15 protein-coding genes are annotated in these 12,812 nt (G+C 70.6%); 12 read left to right on the forward strand and 3 right to left on the reverse strand.

Annotated features, from left to right (window positions below):
- Positions 1-20: 20 nt before the first annotated feature.
- Complete coding sequence (locus HUW53_RS02565) at positions 21-905, forward strand: LysR substrate-binding domain-containing protein (RefSeq protein ID WP_237344179.1); 885 nt, start codon at positions 21-23, stop codon at positions 903-905.
- 5 nt (positions 906-910) lie between these two features.
- On the opposite strand, the gene HUW53_RS02570 is transcribed toward HUW53_RS02565, so the two are convergent.
- Positions 911-1,852 carry a glucokinase gene (locus tag HUW53_RS02570; RefSeq protein WP_237344180.1) on the reverse strand — a complete coding sequence of 314 codons (942 nt, stop codon included), beginning with the start codon at positions 1,850-1,852 and terminating at the stop codon, positions 911-913.
- A 395-nt stretch (positions 1,853-2,247) separates the two neighbouring features.
- On the opposite strand from HUW53_RS02570, the gene HUW53_RS02575 reads away from it, so the two are divergent.
- The 4 genes from HUW53_RS02575 (at position 2,248) to HUW53_RS02590 (ending at position 5,252) form a co-directional block, all read left to right on the forward strand.
- A complete protein-coding gene (locus HUW53_RS02575) occupies positions 2,248-2,967 on the forward strand; it encodes a Tim44/TimA family putative adaptor protein (RefSeq protein WP_237344334.1) in 720 nt (239 codons plus the stop codon).
- Between the two features lie 163 nt (positions 2,968-3,130).
- Positions 3,131-4,360: a murein transglycosylase A gene (mltA, locus tag HUW53_RS02580; RefSeq protein WP_237344181.1), complete on the forward strand. Its 1,230-nt coding sequence runs from the start codon at positions 3,131-3,133 to the stop codon at positions 4,358-4,360.
- Positions 4,357-4,968 (forward strand): Smr/MutS family protein, encoded by a 612-nt coding sequence (locus HUW53_RS02585; protein WP_237344182.1) that lies wholly within the window; start codon positions 4,357-4,359, stop codon positions 4,966-4,968. Before mltA ends, HUW53_RS02585 begins: the two co-directional genes overlap by 4 nt.
- A 74-nt stretch (positions 4,969-5,042) precedes the next feature.
- Positions 5,043-5,252, forward strand: a complete 210-nt coding sequence (locus HUW53_RS02590; RefSeq protein ID WP_237344183.1) for a hypothetical protein — start codon at positions 5,043-5,045, stop codon at positions 5,250-5,252.
- 278 nt (positions 5,253-5,530) lie between these two features.
- On the opposite strand, the gene pdeM is transcribed toward HUW53_RS02590, so the two are convergent.
- Positions 5,531-6,238 (reverse strand): ligase-associated DNA damage response endonuclease PdeM, encoded by a 708-nt coding sequence (gene pdeM, locus HUW53_RS02595; protein WP_237344184.1) that lies wholly within the window; start codon positions 6,236-6,238, stop codon positions 5,531-5,533.
- 204 nt (positions 6,239-6,442) lie between these two features.
- Between pdeM and proB the strand changes: the two genes are divergently transcribed.
- The 7 genes from proB to HUW53_RS02630 all read left to right on the forward strand — a co-directional run bounded on the left by proB (position 6,443) and on the right by HUW53_RS02630 (position 12,092).
- On the forward strand, positions 6,443-7,585 hold the full coding sequence (proB, locus tag HUW53_RS02600) for a glutamate 5-kinase (RefSeq protein WP_237344185.1): 1,143 nt from the start codon (positions 6,443-6,445) through the stop codon (positions 7,583-7,585).
- 278 nt (positions 7,586-7,863) lie between these two features.
- Complete coding sequence (locus tag HUW53_RS02605) at positions 7,864-9,105, forward strand: glutamate-5-semialdehyde dehydrogenase (protein WP_237344335.1); 1,242 nt, start codon at positions 7,864-7,866, stop codon at positions 9,103-9,105.
- Positions 9,106-9,240: 135 nt separating this feature from the next.
- The gene (locus HUW53_RS02610) at positions 9,241-9,882 is read left to right on the forward strand and encodes a nicotinate-nucleotide adenylyltransferase (protein ID WP_237344186.1); all 642 of its coding nucleotides are present in this window, start codon (positions 9,241-9,243) and stop codon (positions 9,880-9,882) included.
- A 178-nt stretch (positions 9,883-10,060) separates the two neighbouring features.
- On the forward strand, positions 10,061-10,426 hold the full coding sequence (gene rsfS / locus HUW53_RS02615; RefSeq protein WP_237344187.1) for a ribosome silencing factor: 366 nt from the start codon (positions 10,061-10,063) through the stop codon (positions 10,424-10,426).
- A 31-nt stretch (positions 10,427-10,457) separates the two neighbouring features.
- Positions 10,458-10,940, forward strand: coding sequence for a 23S rRNA (pseudouridine(1915)-N(3))-methyltransferase RlmH (gene rlmH / locus HUW53_RS02620; protein WP_237344188.1), 483 nt, complete (start codon positions 10,458-10,460; stop codon positions 10,938-10,940).
- A gap of 170 nt (positions 10,941-11,110) precedes the next feature.
- Positions 11,111-11,236, forward strand: coding sequence for a type B 50S ribosomal protein L36 (ykgO, locus tag HUW53_RS02625; RefSeq protein ID WP_012114086.1), 126 nt, complete (start codon positions 11,111-11,113; stop codon positions 11,234-11,236).
- A 145-nt stretch (positions 11,237-11,381) separates the two neighbouring features.
- Positions 11,382-12,092: a tetratricopeptide repeat protein gene (locus tag HUW53_RS02630; protein ID WP_237344189.1), complete on the forward strand. Its 711-nt coding sequence runs from the start codon at positions 11,382-11,384 to the stop codon at positions 12,090-12,092.
- 43 nt (positions 12,093-12,135) lie between these two features.
- Here HUW53_RS02630 and HUW53_RS02635 read toward each other — a convergent pair whose 3' ends face one another.
- A complete protein-coding gene (locus HUW53_RS02635) occupies positions 12,136-12,606 on the reverse strand; it encodes a DUF1036 domain-containing protein (protein ID WP_237344190.1) in 471 nt (156 codons plus the stop codon).
- Between the last annotated feature and the right edge of the window lie 206 nt (positions 12,607-12,812).

A 12,812-nucleotide genomic window follows, 5' to 3' on the forward strand; every position in this document is an offset into this window, starting at 1 on the left:
GCGGGGCGCGGGAAGCGGCCATGTTCGATCTCGATCTCCTGAAGGCCTTCGTGAGCGTGGTGGATGCGGGCGGCTTCACCCGCGCCGGTACGCGGGTGCATCGCACCCAATCCACGGTGAGCCAGCAGATTCGCCGCCTGGAGGAGCAGGCGGGCCATGCGCTCCTGGTGCGGGGCCCGCGCGCGGTGAGCGTTACCGCCGAGGGCGAGCGGCTTTTGGCTTATGCGCGGCGCATTCTGGCACTGAGCGCGGAGGCGCGGGCGGCGCTGGCGGATGGCGGCGGGAATGTGGTGCGGCTGGGCATCCCGGAAGATTTCGCGGTGGCGGCGCTGACCGGTCTTGTCGCCGATTTCGCCCGCGACCATCCGACGGTGCGGCTGTCGGTGCGCTGCGCCTTGAGCTGCGATCTGGCCATGGACCTGGATCGGGGCGACCTCGATCTGGCCTTGATGAAGCGGGATGGCGGCGGTCCGGCTCCGGCGACGGGTGCTTTCGTGCGCGCGTCCTGGCCGGAGCGTCTGGTTTGGGTGGCGGGGGCGGGGCTGGCCGATCCTGTGGCGCGCGATCCGCTGCCGCTGGTGGCTTTCCCGCAGGGGTGCCTCTACCGCAACCGGGCGGTCCACGCGCTGGAACAGGCGGGGCGCGACTGGCGCATTGCCTATGAAAGCCCGAACCTGCTCGGCATCGAGGCGGCGCTCGCCGGCGGGCTCGGGGTGGCGCTGCTGGAGCGCCGGGCGGTCGGCGCCGGTCACCGGGTGCTGGGCGCCGCGGCCGGACTGCCCCCGGTCGCGCCCACCAAGCTGGTGCTGTGCGTGGCGGATCGGCCCGGCGCCGCCGCCTCGGCCTTGGCGGAGGCGGTGGTGGCTTTCTGCGACCGGGAAGCGGGGGTGCGAAGCGCGGCCTGAGCCCGTCAATCCGCCTGGAGCAGGTGCCGCCCCAGCCGCGCGGCGCCGAGCAGGCCGGGGGCGGCGTGGGTCACCACCTGAACCGGCACCTGGGCCAGGCGCTCGCCATAGGGGGGATGGTCCTCGAAGGCGGTCCGGAACGGGCTGTCGGCGAACAGCGGCGCCAGCGCCCGCCCGAGCCCCCCGCCTACATAGACCCCGCCCAGGGCCTCGAACGCCAGGGTCAGGTCGCCGAGCACCCGGCCCAGCACCCGCAGAAACACGGCGCAGCTTTCCTTCTCGCTGGGCTGGCCGTTGGCCGCGGCCTTGATGATGGCGTGGGAGGAGAGCTGCTCGCCGGTGAGGATGCGGTGCAGGCGCGCCAGCCCGCTGCCTGACAGTACATGCTCCACCGCGACCGGCCCGAAATCTCGCACCAGGTGGGCGATGATGCGGGCCTCGTCGGTGGTTACCGCGCCAAGGCGCATGTGCCCGGACTCGCTGGGCAGCACGTCGTAGCCATTTTCGCGGGTGAGGATCACGGCCGTGCCGAAGCCGGTGCCGGGCCCGCACACCAGCCGGGGGCGCCCGGCGGCGGCCCGGCCCACGCCCACGCCGAGCAGATCGTCGCGGCCGAGCTGGGGCACCGCATGGGCGAACGCGGCGAAATCGTTCACCACCTCCACCCGCCGGAGGCCGAAGCCGGCGGCGAGCGCCGCGCGGGAGAAGCGCCAGTCGCGGTTGGTGAGGCGGATGTCGTCGCCATCGATGGGACCGGCTACCGCCAGTACCGCCGCGGCGGGTCGGTCGCCGGACATGTCCGCCAGATAGGTGCCGATCAGCTCCTGGGCCGAGGCATAAGAATCGTTCGCCTCCAGGCGCACGTCGAAGGGCACGCCATCGGCGCCGGCGCGGGCGATGCGGGTGGTCGTGCCGCCAATGTCTGCGATGAGGATGGATGGAGCCATGTCTGATCCGGCGTGGTGGACGAGCGTGCAATCTAGTGCGTTTTCGGGGGAGATGGATATCGCCGCGCGCGCAGAAAGTGGACCGGCGGGCGGGGGCACGGTTGCGACGCATCGCTGCTGGACGCCGGTCTCTTTTCCGCCTTCAATCTCAGGAAGAAGGGCGCTCCGCGCAGGGCCGGGTGGCACATGGTGGCGCCGAGGGCCGGCCTGCCGTAAGGTGCAGCAAATATGTGCGTCACCGGTGCCGGGGGACTGGCGGGAGGGCCGGGGCTGCGTACATAAAGCAACGGGTCTCTTTTCGCGATGCGGCGACATCCGGCGGAAGGGATCCACGATCGAGGTAACCGAGGCGCGGCGGCGGGACCGTGGCGCCGCAGGCATGGCGAAACGCAGTGATCGATCTCTACACGATCATCTTCCTGGCCCTGGCCGTGTTCATCTTCGTGCGGCTGCGCAGCGTGCTGGGCCAGCGCACGGGGCGCGAGCGGCCGCCCTATGATCCCTATTCCCGCGACACCGCCCGACCGCCCCAGCCGGCGCCCGACAATGTGGTGCCCCTGCCCGAGCGCAACACGGTCAATCCCGGCCTGCCGCAGCCGGTGAGCACCGATCCCGAAGAGGCGCCGAAATTCCGCTGGGAGGGCGTTGCCGCCGAGGGCAGCGCGGTCGCGGCCGGCCTTGACCAGGCAGCGCGCATCGAGCCCGATTTCGACGCCACGCACTTCCTGTCCGGCGCCAAGGCCGCCTACGAGATGATCGTGACCGCCTTCGCCAATGGCGATCGTCGGGCCTTGAAGGATCTCCTGTCCAAGGAGGTGTACGACAATTTCGCCGCGGCGATCACCGAGCGCGAAAGCCGGGGCGAGACCATGGAATCGCGATTCGTGGCCATCTCGCGCGCGGATCTGGAGCAGGCGGTGGTGCAGGGCGCCACGGCCCAACTCACGGTGCGTTTCGTGTCGCAGCTCATCTCCGTCACCCGTGGGCGTGACGGTGGCGTGGTGGACGGCGACGCCGAGACGGTGGCGGACGTGACCGACGTCTGGACCTTTGCCCGCGATCTCGGTACCCGCAATCCCAATTGGAAGCTCGTCGCGACCGAAGCGGCGCAGTGAGGCGGCGATCGTGGTGGATCTCGGGGAACACGGCGGCACGGCGGATCGTTCGGCGCCGTCCCGGATGGCGTGGACGGTGAGAGCCGGCGCATCCGGTGGTGCGGCCCGGAAGGCATGGCGGGCGGCCGGGGCCGGCGCGATCTGGGCCGGCGCGATCTGGGCCATGCTGGCTCTGGTCGCGGTGACCGGCGCCGGCGGGCCGGCGGTGGCCGGGTCGCCGGTTTCCGAGCGACCGGCGGGAGGCGGGCTGATGCCGGTGCCGCGGATTCCCGGTGCCAGCTTGGTGCCGATCTCCTTTTCGAACCTCAATGGCTGGGCGGAGGACGATCTGTCTTCCGCCTTTGTCGCGTTTCGCAACAGCTGCGCCATGGTCAGTCAATCCCCGGCAGTGGATGCGGTGGCCTCCGTGCCGACGCTGCGGTCCGGGCTCATCGAAGCCTGCGCCGCCGCCGACGCCCTCGCTGCCGATCTTGGCATCGAGAAGCCCTCGCGCCAGCTGGCGCGGCTGTTCTTCGAGCTGAATTTCCGTCCCTTCCGGGTGATGCCGGACACCAATCCCGACGCCTTTCTCACTGGCTATTACGAGCCGGAGGTGGAAGGTGCGCTGGAGCCCGGCGGCATGTTCAACGTGCCGGTCTACGCGCGGCCGTCTGATCTCGTCACGACTTCGGGACCTTCCGCGAACGGTGGTGGCGCGGTCCGCGTCGAGGCCGGTCGGGAGGTGCCCTATTACGACCGTAAGGAGATCGAGGACGGGGCGCTGGCGGGGCGAGGCCTGGAAATCGTCTATCTCAAGGATCCGGTCGACTATTTCTTCATGCAGATCCAGGGTTCGGCGCGGGTGCGGCTGGGTGACGGGCGGGTGCTGCGGCTCGGCTACGACGGCTATAATGGGCGCCCCTACACGCCGGTGGGCAAGCTGCTGATTCAGCGCGGGCTGGTGCCGCGCGACGAGATGTCCATGGACCGCATCCGCGCGTTCATGGAGGCCGACCCCGAGGCCGGGCGCGATCTGCGCCGCGAGAACCGGTCCTTCGTCTTCTTCAAGGTGCTGGATTTGTCATCCGACGTCGGCGCCATCGGGGCCCAGGGGGTCTCGCTGACCCCCGGCCGGTCGCTGGCGGTGGATCGACGGCTGCACACCTATGGCTCCCCGATTTTCGTCGAGGTGGTGCTGCCCCTGTCCGGGCCACGCTCGGCCGATCCGTTCCAACGGCTGATGATCGCCCAGGACACCGGCTCCGCCATTGTCGGTCCCGGCCGGGTGGATCTTTATTTCGGGACCGGGCAGGAGGCGGGAGCGGTGGCGGGGCGCATCCGGCATCGCGGGCGCATCGCCCTGCTGGTGCCGCGGTTCACCTGCCCGGACCCGGCGCGAGCCGGCGCGCCATGACGCCACGCGCCACCACCCGGCGCGGTCGCCGCCGGCTGCTGAGCGGTGAGGAACGGGCGCTGTGGGCCCATGTGGTGCGCGAAGTGAAGCCCCTGCGGCCGCAACCTCCGACCGGCGACCCGGCGGAGGGTGTTGCGCCGCCGGTGGACGGCACCCCGGCGCCGCGCCCCACGTCGCCGCCGACCATGTCGCTGCCCACCATGACCGCGAAGCCGGCGCCGGCCGTGCCCCCCAGTCCGCCCCCTCTCGCGCCCTTGGAACACAAGGCGCGCCGCCGCCTCTCCCGCGGTGCCGAGGTGGATGCGCGCATTGACCTGCACGGCCTGACCCAGACCGCGGCCCATCGACGCCTGCGGCTGTTCCTGGTGGAAGCCCAGGCCCTCGGCCATGGGGTCGTGCTGGTGATCACCGGGAAGGGTGATCCCGATCGGCTCGGAGGTCTTTTCGGGGAAGGCCGCGGCGTCCTGCGCCGGGCGGTGCCGCTGTGGCTCGCGGAGCCGGAGATGCGCAGCGTGGTGGTGGGCTTTGAAGCCGCCGGCCGTCGCCATGGCGGCGAGGGCGCCCTCTATGTGCGCATCCGTCGCCGGCGCGACCGGGGAATGGACTGACGCCCGTCGGGCGGGCAGGAGAAGGCCCCGCACGTCCGCTCGTATCCCGGTCGCGCGTCGCGAGATGGGGTCATATGGAGGGGCTGACGATCGTCGTTGGCGTGGGCGTCATACTCCTCGCCGCGGTGGGCCTTTGGGCCCTGGTCGACGCTTTTCTCATTCCAGGCATGATCCGCGAGAGCAAGGACAGTCTGCGCAAGCCGTTGGCGATGGATGCCATGCTCGCCAACGGCTCCGCGCAGTCGCAATGGTCCGGCGCACCCGCGGCCCTGCCCATGGAATAGTCTTCGACATCGGGTCTTGGCGGCGCGTGGCCGGAGGCCGGCCTTTGCCCGGCAGAGACCGCGCCGGGCCCGAACCGGCCGGTGATGGCGGGGCCGTTCGCCCAAAGACGCCGGTGAAGGCGTGCTCCAGGTGCGTAGCCGTCGCCGGTGGGACGGAGCGTTGCCGAAGTCGGAGAGGTCCGTCGGCGGGTGGGGGCCGTCCGCGCGGACGGCGACGGCCTGTTGCCGGCGGTGGAAAGCGGTGGGATGGCGCGTCCGGCGGGCTTGTCCCCGGCGCCCTATGGCGCCCCGAGCCGTGGCGCCGGGAGGCGGAAGGTGCGGTCCTCGCCCAGGAGATGGACGTCGAAGGCGCCGGGGCCGAACAGTCCGCTGATGGCTGGGGCGCTCACGTCGAGGCCGCCGGTGAAGGCGCCAAAGGCGGGCAGCACCAGGCGCGCGCCATCGGTCACGAAGCAGCGCCGCCGCACCCCGCGCCCGCGCACCACCACCCGCGCCGCCGGATGGAGGTGGCCGCAGACCTCGCCGGCGCGCGCGTCCAGCTCCGGCTCGTGGCGGAAGCGCAGCGGGCCGATGGAGAGCATCTCCGCGCAGCGGCCGCCCAGATCGTGGGGGGCGGGATCATGATTGCCGGCGATCCATATCAGCTCCACCGCCGCCGCCAGGGTCCGCAGCCGGCCGCGCGCGTCCGCGTCGAGGCGCTCGCCGGCCCAGCGGTCGTGCAGGCTGTCGCCGAGGGCGACGACGGTACGCGGTTGGTGGCGAGCCACCAGCCGCCCCAGGCGGTCGAGGGTCTCGCGCGTGTCGAAGGGCGGCAGCATCTGCCCGCGGCGGGCGAAGGCGGAGCCTTTTTCAAGATGCATGTCGGCCACCACCAGCAGCCGCTCCTCCACCCACAGGGCGGCGCCGGAAGGGTCGAGCAGAAGCTCGGCGCCGGCAAGGCCGATGCGGGCGGGGGAGAGGGGAGGCGAATCGGCATGGGCGAGCATCAGGCGATTGTGCCCGGCGGAATGGCGCGGGCAAGGCGCGCGGCGGTCCGCGCCGTGCGGGCTTGAATTTCTCCGACCCGATGGCCTATGCCGTGCGGCGTGGTGCATGACGCGCCCCGCTCCATGGCCTGCCCCATGGAGGTGATGCCGTCCGCGCCGACGGTGCGAACCCCATGGCGCGGCCTCTTTGCGGTCCTTACATCCATGACCACCCCGGTCCCCGCCACGCTGCCCGCTCTCACCGATTTCCGCCGCATCGTCATCAAGGTGGGCTCCGCTTTGCTGGTGGATCGCGACCGGGGCCGGGTGCGGCTGCCGTGGCTGGTCTCGCTGGTGGAGGACATCGGCACCCTGCACCGGCGCGGCTGCGACGTGATGGTGGTGTCGTCGGGCGCCATCGCCCTCGGCCGCACGGTGCTGCACCTGCCGGCGGGGCCGTTGAAGCTGGAGGACAGCCAGGCCGCCGCCGCCGTGGGGCAGATCGCGCTCGCGCGGACCTGGGCCGAGGCGCTCGCCCATGAGGACATCAACGCCGGGCAGGTGCTGCTGACCCTCGGCGATACCGAGGAGCGCCGGCGCTATCTCAATGCGCGCTCCACCTTGGCGCGGCTGATGGACCTGCGCGCGGTGCCCATCATCAACGAGAACGACACGGTGGCGACCTCCGAGATCCGCTACGGCGACAACGACCGGCTGGCGGCCCGCGTCGCCACCATGGCGAGCGCCGACCTGCTGGTGCTGCTCTCCGACATCGATGGTCTTTATACCGCGCCCCCGGCTAAGGATCCGGACGCCCGGCATATCCCGGTGGTGCCGCGCATCACGGCCGAGATCGAGGCCATGGCCGGCGCGGCCGGCTCGGAGCTGTCGCGCGGCGGCATGCGCACCAAGATCGAGGCGGGCAAGATCGCCACCTCGGCCGGCACCCACATGGTGATCGCCACGGGGCATGTGAAAAACCCGCTCAAGCGCATCCGCGAGGGCGGGCGCTGCACCTGGTTCCTCACCTCGGCCAATCCGGTGCGGGCACGCAAGAGCTGGATCGCCGGCGCCCTGGAGCCCCACGGCACGCTGCACCTCGACGATGGGGCGGTGGCGGCCCTGCGGCGCGGCGCGAGCCTGCTGCCGGCAGGCGTGAAGCGCATCGACGGCACCTTCGACCGGGGCGACGCCGTGGTTCTGCGCGCGCCGGATGGGGCGGAGGTGGGACGTGGCCTCGTCGCCTATGATTCGCAGACCGCGCAGCGCATCATGGGTCACTCGACCGCCGAGATCGAGGACCTGCTCGGCATCTCCGGCCGCTCGGAGATGGTGCACCGCGACGACATGGCGCTTGGAGTCGAATGAGGGCGCCCGCTCCTGGACGGCGGGTGACGTGTTTGTGACGGATCGCGGTTGCATCCGCGACGGTGGTGATGCCAGCATCCGGCACCATGTTAACGCTTGTGTCCGCTCGGGTGTCGATTTCCCCGGCGGACGTGCTACAGATTGGATCCGCAGTGTCGGAAGCCGCACATTGCGACCCTTATTTCGAGAGTGACACCATGGCCACCGCCTCCGCCGCACGCATGAACGCCCCCGCTTCCGCGGAGCGGGCGCTGCCGCCGGCGGATCTGGCTGCGGCGATGCTGGCCATGGGCAAGCGCGCCCGCGCCGCCGCCCGCGTTATCGCTCTGGCTGATGCCGAGACCAAGACCGCGGCGCTGAAGGCCGCCGCCGCCGCCGTGCGCGCCGCCCGGGCCGAGATCCTGGCCGCCAACGCCGCCGATGTCGCCCGCGCCAAGGCCGATGGCATGACCGGATCGTTCCTCGACCGCCTCACCCTCACCCCCGAGCGGATCGAGGTGATGGCGGAAGGCATCGAGGCCGTGGCGGGCCTGCCCGACCCGGTGGGCAAGGTGACCGAGCGCTGGACCCGCCCCAATGGCATGATCATTGAGCGCGTGCGCACGCCGCTCGGGGTGATCGGCGTCATCTATGAGAGCCGGCCCAATGTGACGGCGGACGCGGCGGCGCTGTGCCTGCGCTCCGGCAATGCGGTGATTCTGCGCGGCGGGTCCGACAGCCTCGCCTCCTCGGGCGCCATCCATAAGGCGTTCGTGGCCGGCATCGCCGCCGCCGGATTGCCGGAGGATGCGGTGCAATTCGTGAACACCGTGGACCGGGCCGCCGTCGGCCACATGCTGGCCGGGCTCGACGGCACCGTGGATGTGATCGTGCCGCGCGGCGGCAAGAGCCTGGTGGCGCGGGTACAGTCCGACGCGCGGGTGCCGGTGTTCTCGCACCTCGACGGCATCGTGCATGTCTTCGTCGACAAGGCCGCCGACCTCGACATGGCCAAGACCGTGGTGCTGAACGCGAAAATGCGCCGCACCGGCATCTGCGGCGCCGCCGAGACGCTGCTGGTGGATCGCGCGGTCGCCGAGACCCACCTGAAGCCGCTGGTGGCGATGCTGATCGACGCCGGCTGCGAGGTACGGGGCGATGCCGTCGTGCAGGCGGTGGATCCGCGCGTGGAGGCGGCCGCCGACAGCGATTGGGACACCGAATATCTCGACGCCATCCTGGCGGTGAAGGTGGTGGACGGGCTCGACGCCGCCATCGCCCATATCGAGCAGCACGGCTCGCACCACACCGACTGCATCGTGACCCAGGACACCCAGGCGGCGGAGCGCTTCCTGGCGGAGGTGGATTCGGCCATCGTGCTGCACAATGCCTCCACCCAGTTCGCCGATGGCGGGGAGTTCGGTTTCGGCGCCGAGATCGGCATCGCCACCGGGCGGATGCATGCGCGCGGGCCGGTGGGAGCCGAGCAGCTCACCTCCTTCAAATACCGTATCCACGGGTCGGGTCAGACCCGGCCGTGATCCACCCTTGACGCGCGGGGTTCGCCCGTGAGCTGCGCCCCGGCGAACGCTCCTCTCCCCCAAGCCCTCTTCGCGGAGCCCTTCGCCCCGCCCGAGGCGCCCGCCCGGCTATGCCTGGCCGCGGGGGCCGGCGCCGTGCTTTCGCCCGGTGCCCGCGATGTGCGGCGCATTCCGCTGGCCACGCCCGGCCTGCGGGTCGGCCTGTTCGGCGGCAGCTTCAACCCCGCGCACGAGGCGCACCGGGCCGCGAGCCTGCTGGCCCTGCACCGGCTGAAGCTCGACCGCGTCTGGTGGCTGGTGACGCCCGGCAACCCGCTCAAGGACAACCGGCAGCTCCCCTCGCTGGAGGAACGGGTGGCGTTCGCGCGCCGGGTGGCCAACCATCCGCGCATCGACGTGACCGGCTGCGAGGCCGCGCTCGGGGTGCGCTACACCTACGAGACCATCGACATCCTGACGCGCCGCATGCCGCAGGTGCGTTTCGTGTGGATCATGGGGGCGGACAATCTGGCCCAGTTCCATCGCTGGCAGCGCTGGCGCGCCATCGCCGAGCGCCTGCCCATGGTGGTGGTGGACCGTATGGGGCAATCCTTGACCGCGACCGCCACGCCGGCCGCGCTGGCGCTCGCGCGCTGGCGCATCGATGAGCAGGACGCCGCGGCGTTGCTCGACCGCCCGACGCCGTCCTGGGTGTTCCTGCACGGGCTGAAATCTCCCTTGTCCTCAACGGGAATCCGCGCCGCACAACGCCTCGGCGTTGCGCCGCAGGGAAGATGACGCCGTCCGACCCTTGAAAATCCGTTGATTTTCCTACATTCTGAAGATCGCGTCCGCGGCAGATGAGCCCGGCGCCTTCAACTTGAGAGGATATGGACCCCTGTCCACCATGGCTCCGGCCCCCAAGGCCCCGGTCCCGTCGGCCGTACTGGCCACTAGCCCGATGGCGAACGACCAGATGACGCCGACCGCCCCCATCTCTGACGGTTATCTTGAGCCGGAAGAGATTCTCGCCCTCGTCCAGGCCCGCCTGGAAGACGATAAGTCCGAGGACATCGTCTCCATCGACCTGCGCGGAAAAACCGCCATCGCCGATTTCATGGTGATCGCCTCGGGCCGCTCGCAGCGGCATGTGGGCGCCATCGCCGAGCACCTCCTTGAGGCGCTGAAGGAGGCGGGAATCAAACAGGTGCGGGTCGAAGGCCAGCCGGCCTGCGACTGGGTGCTGATCGACGCGAACGATGTGATCGTCCACGTCTTCCAGCCCGAGGTCCGCGCCTTCTACAACATCGAAAAGATGTGGTCCGGCACGCCGCGCTCCTGAGGGGGACGCGGTGTTTCCGGGCTGAACGCGCGTGCGCCTTGTTCTTGTCTGTATCGGCCGGCTGAAGGCCGGGGCCGAGCGCGACCTCGTCGCGCGCTATCTGGAGCGCGCCCGCGCCGCGGGCCGCGCCCTGGGCTTCACCGCCGTGGACATGGTGGAGCTTCCCGAATCGTCCGCCCGCCGTGCCGAGGACCGCATGGCGGAGGAGGGGAGCGCGATTCTCGCCGCGGCGCCGGCGGGCGCGAGCCTGTTGGTGCTCGATCCCCGCGGCAAGAACGTCTCCAGCGAGGATTTTGCACACCGTCTTGGCCGCTTGCGGGATGGCGGGACACCGGCGCTGGTGCTCGTCATCGGCGGTGCCGACGGGCTGTCGGAGGCCGTGCGCGCCCGCGCCGATCTGCTCCTGGCCTATGGGGCGGCGACCTTTCCCCACCAATTGGTGCGGGTGATGCTGGCCGAGCAGGTCTATCGGGCCGTGACCATTCTGGCGGGCCATCCCTATCATCGTGCCTGAAGACGGCGCGGGTCCATGGCCTCCCTCGATTGCCGCCCTCGATCGTCTCCCCTATGGGCCGGCGCATTGACATCCGGGCCTGCGCCGCTTATCACGCCCGCTCTATCCATCCAGAGAGTGTCGACGAGCCGCGCGGCACGCGCGCCGCGGTCGGCCCGAAGGCGAGTGTCATGAAGATCCGTAATTCCCTCAAGTCGCTGCTCGGTCGTCACCGGGACAACCGTCTGGTGCGCCGCAAGGGCCGCGTCTACATCATCAACAAGACCCAGAAGCGCTACAAGGCCCGCCAGGGTTGAGGCGCGCGCGTTCCGGCGCCCGTCGCCGGAACGTGACGGGTGGCCGCGGCCCGAGCGCCGCGGCGCCGTTGACGAACCGGGCGCGGAGTCCGACACTTTTCCCATGAGTGCCGAGATCACCCCGCTTCTTCCGCAGCCTCCCACTATGTCTTCGGTGTCCCCTGGGCGTCGTTGGCGGCGCGGTGCGCGCTTCTCGCTGGCATTGCTCCTGCCGGCCGCGATGGCCATCGCGGCGATCCCCGCACTGGCGCTGACCGGACCGGGCACCGACAGCCGGGACGGCGGAACTGCCGAAGCCGGTCGCAGCGAGGTGGCGCCGGCGGATGGGCGCCTGCCGACAGGGCCACGCGCGCCACATAAGGCGCCCAAGGACAAGCGCACGCAGCTGGAAGGCCTGTTCGCCGCCCTGAAGGCGGCCCCGGACGACCGCAGCGCCAAGATCATTGGCGACCGGCTCGATCAGCTTTTCAACACCACCGACAGCGCCAGTGTCGATCTGCTCATGGTCCGCGCCACCGTGGCGCTGGAGGCCAAGCAATATGACCTCGCGCTGAAGATCCTCGGCCAAGCCATCGAGATCGATCCCGATGACATCGGTGCGCGCTCCAAGCGCGCGACCGTCTATTACCTGCGGGATGATTACGGTCCGGCGCTGGCCGATATCCGCGAGGTGCTGGCCCGCGAGCCCCGGCACTATGCCACCCTCTACGGCCTCGCCTTGATCATGCGGGACATGGGCGACGACAAGAGGGCGCTGGAGGCCCTACGCAAAGCGCTGGCGGTGAATCCGCGCCTGGACGGGGCCAAGGAGCTGGAGAGCCAGCTTGCCACGGCCGTGGAAGGCCGCGAGATCTGAAGCTGGCTCGTCGCGGTTGCGCGCGCCGCCGGGATGGCGGCGGTCACTGGAGCTTCGGGCGGAAATTCGGCGGCGCGGGTGGCGGCATGGGCGCGTGCGCCTGGGCGGGCCGGGTCTGGTTGCCTTCGGTGAGCTGCACGGTCCAGGACTTTTGCTCCTGGGTGTCCACCTCGAAGAAGCCGGTGCGCTCGAAGCCGCGCGCCAGGCAGTCACCGGCGCCGCGGATGGTGAATTCCTTCTCCCGCGTGCACATGGGCGACTTGCCCGACCATTCACCGCCCTGGTCGTAATCCACCGCATACAGATAATAATAGCGGGCGACCAGATCGCCGCGCAGCAACGTCTCGCAGCTGTTGGCGGCCACGTTCCACCAGCCTTCGGTGCTCCAGCTGTCGCCGTCCTTGTAGCCGACCGCGACGCCCACCCGGCTCTGGGTGCGGTTGCACAGGCGGAAATCGGCGTGGGCGAGGGAGGGCAGCAGGACGAGGCCGAATGCGAGCGCCAGCCACGCCATCCCATGCCGCGCCGCGGGGAACGTGGTGCGATTCGGGCCGTTACGGTATGGATCCGTCATGCGGTCGGGACAGCGGGACATGGGGAGGCGGGACATGGGGAGGGCTGTGTGCCTTTCATCGCGCGATCCGTCAATGGCCAGCCGATCATGCGGCGCCGACCCCCCCTTTTCGCCAGTGATCGGGGCAGGATGGAGGCGACTTTGAG

The organism is Xanthobacter agilis, assembly GCF_021730435.1.
Taxonomy (GTDB): domain Bacteria; phylum Pseudomonadota; class Alphaproteobacteria; order Rhizobiales; family Xanthobacteraceae; genus Xanthobacter; species Xanthobacter agilis.

Coding starts and splice junctions, on each gene's coding strand:
- HUW53_RS02585 (WP_237344182.1), top strand. CDS start 4,357: ATGACGCCACGCGCCACCACCCGGCGCGGTCGCCGCCGGCTGCTGAGC.
- HUW53_RS02565 (WP_237344179.1), top strand. CDS start 21: ATGTTCGATCTCGATCTCCTGAAGGCCTTCGTGAGCGTGGTGGATGCG.
- HUW53_RS02570 (WP_237344180.1), bottom strand. CDS start 1,852: ATGGCTCCATCCATCCTCATCGCAGACATTGGCGGCACGACCACCCGC.
- proB (WP_237344185.1), top strand. CDS start 6,443: ATGACCACCCCGGTCCCCGCCACGCTGCCCGCTCTCACCGATTTCCGC.
- rsfS (WP_237344187.1), top strand. CDS start 10,061: ATGACGCCGACCGCCCCCATCTCTGACGGTTATCTTGAGCCGGAAGAG.
- mltA (WP_237344181.1), top strand. CDS start 3,131: ATGCTGGCTCTGGTCGCGGTGACCGGCGCCGGCGGGCCGGCGGTGGCC.
- ykgO (WP_012114086.1), top strand. CDS start 11,111: ATGAAGATCCGTAATTCCCTCAAGTCGCTGCTCGGTCGTCACCGGGAC.
- HUW53_RS02605 (WP_237344335.1), top strand. CDS start 7,864: ATGCTGGCCATGGGCAAGCGCGCCCGCGCCGCCGCCCGCGTTATCGCT.
- HUW53_RS02635 (WP_237344190.1), bottom strand. CDS start 12,606: ATGGCGTGGCTGGCGCTCGCATTCGGCCTCGTCCTGCTGCCCTCCCTC.
- HUW53_RS02630 (WP_237344189.1), top strand. CDS start 11,382: ATGTCTTCGGTGTCCCCTGGGCGTCGTTGGCGGCGCGGTGCGCGCTTC.
- pdeM (WP_237344184.1), bottom strand. CDS start 6,238: ATGCTCGCCCATGCCGATTCGCCTCCCCTCTCCCCCGCCCGCATCGGC.
- HUW53_RS02590 (WP_237344183.1), top strand. CDS start 5,043: ATGGAGGGGCTGACGATCGTCGTTGGCGTGGGCGTCATACTCCTCGCC.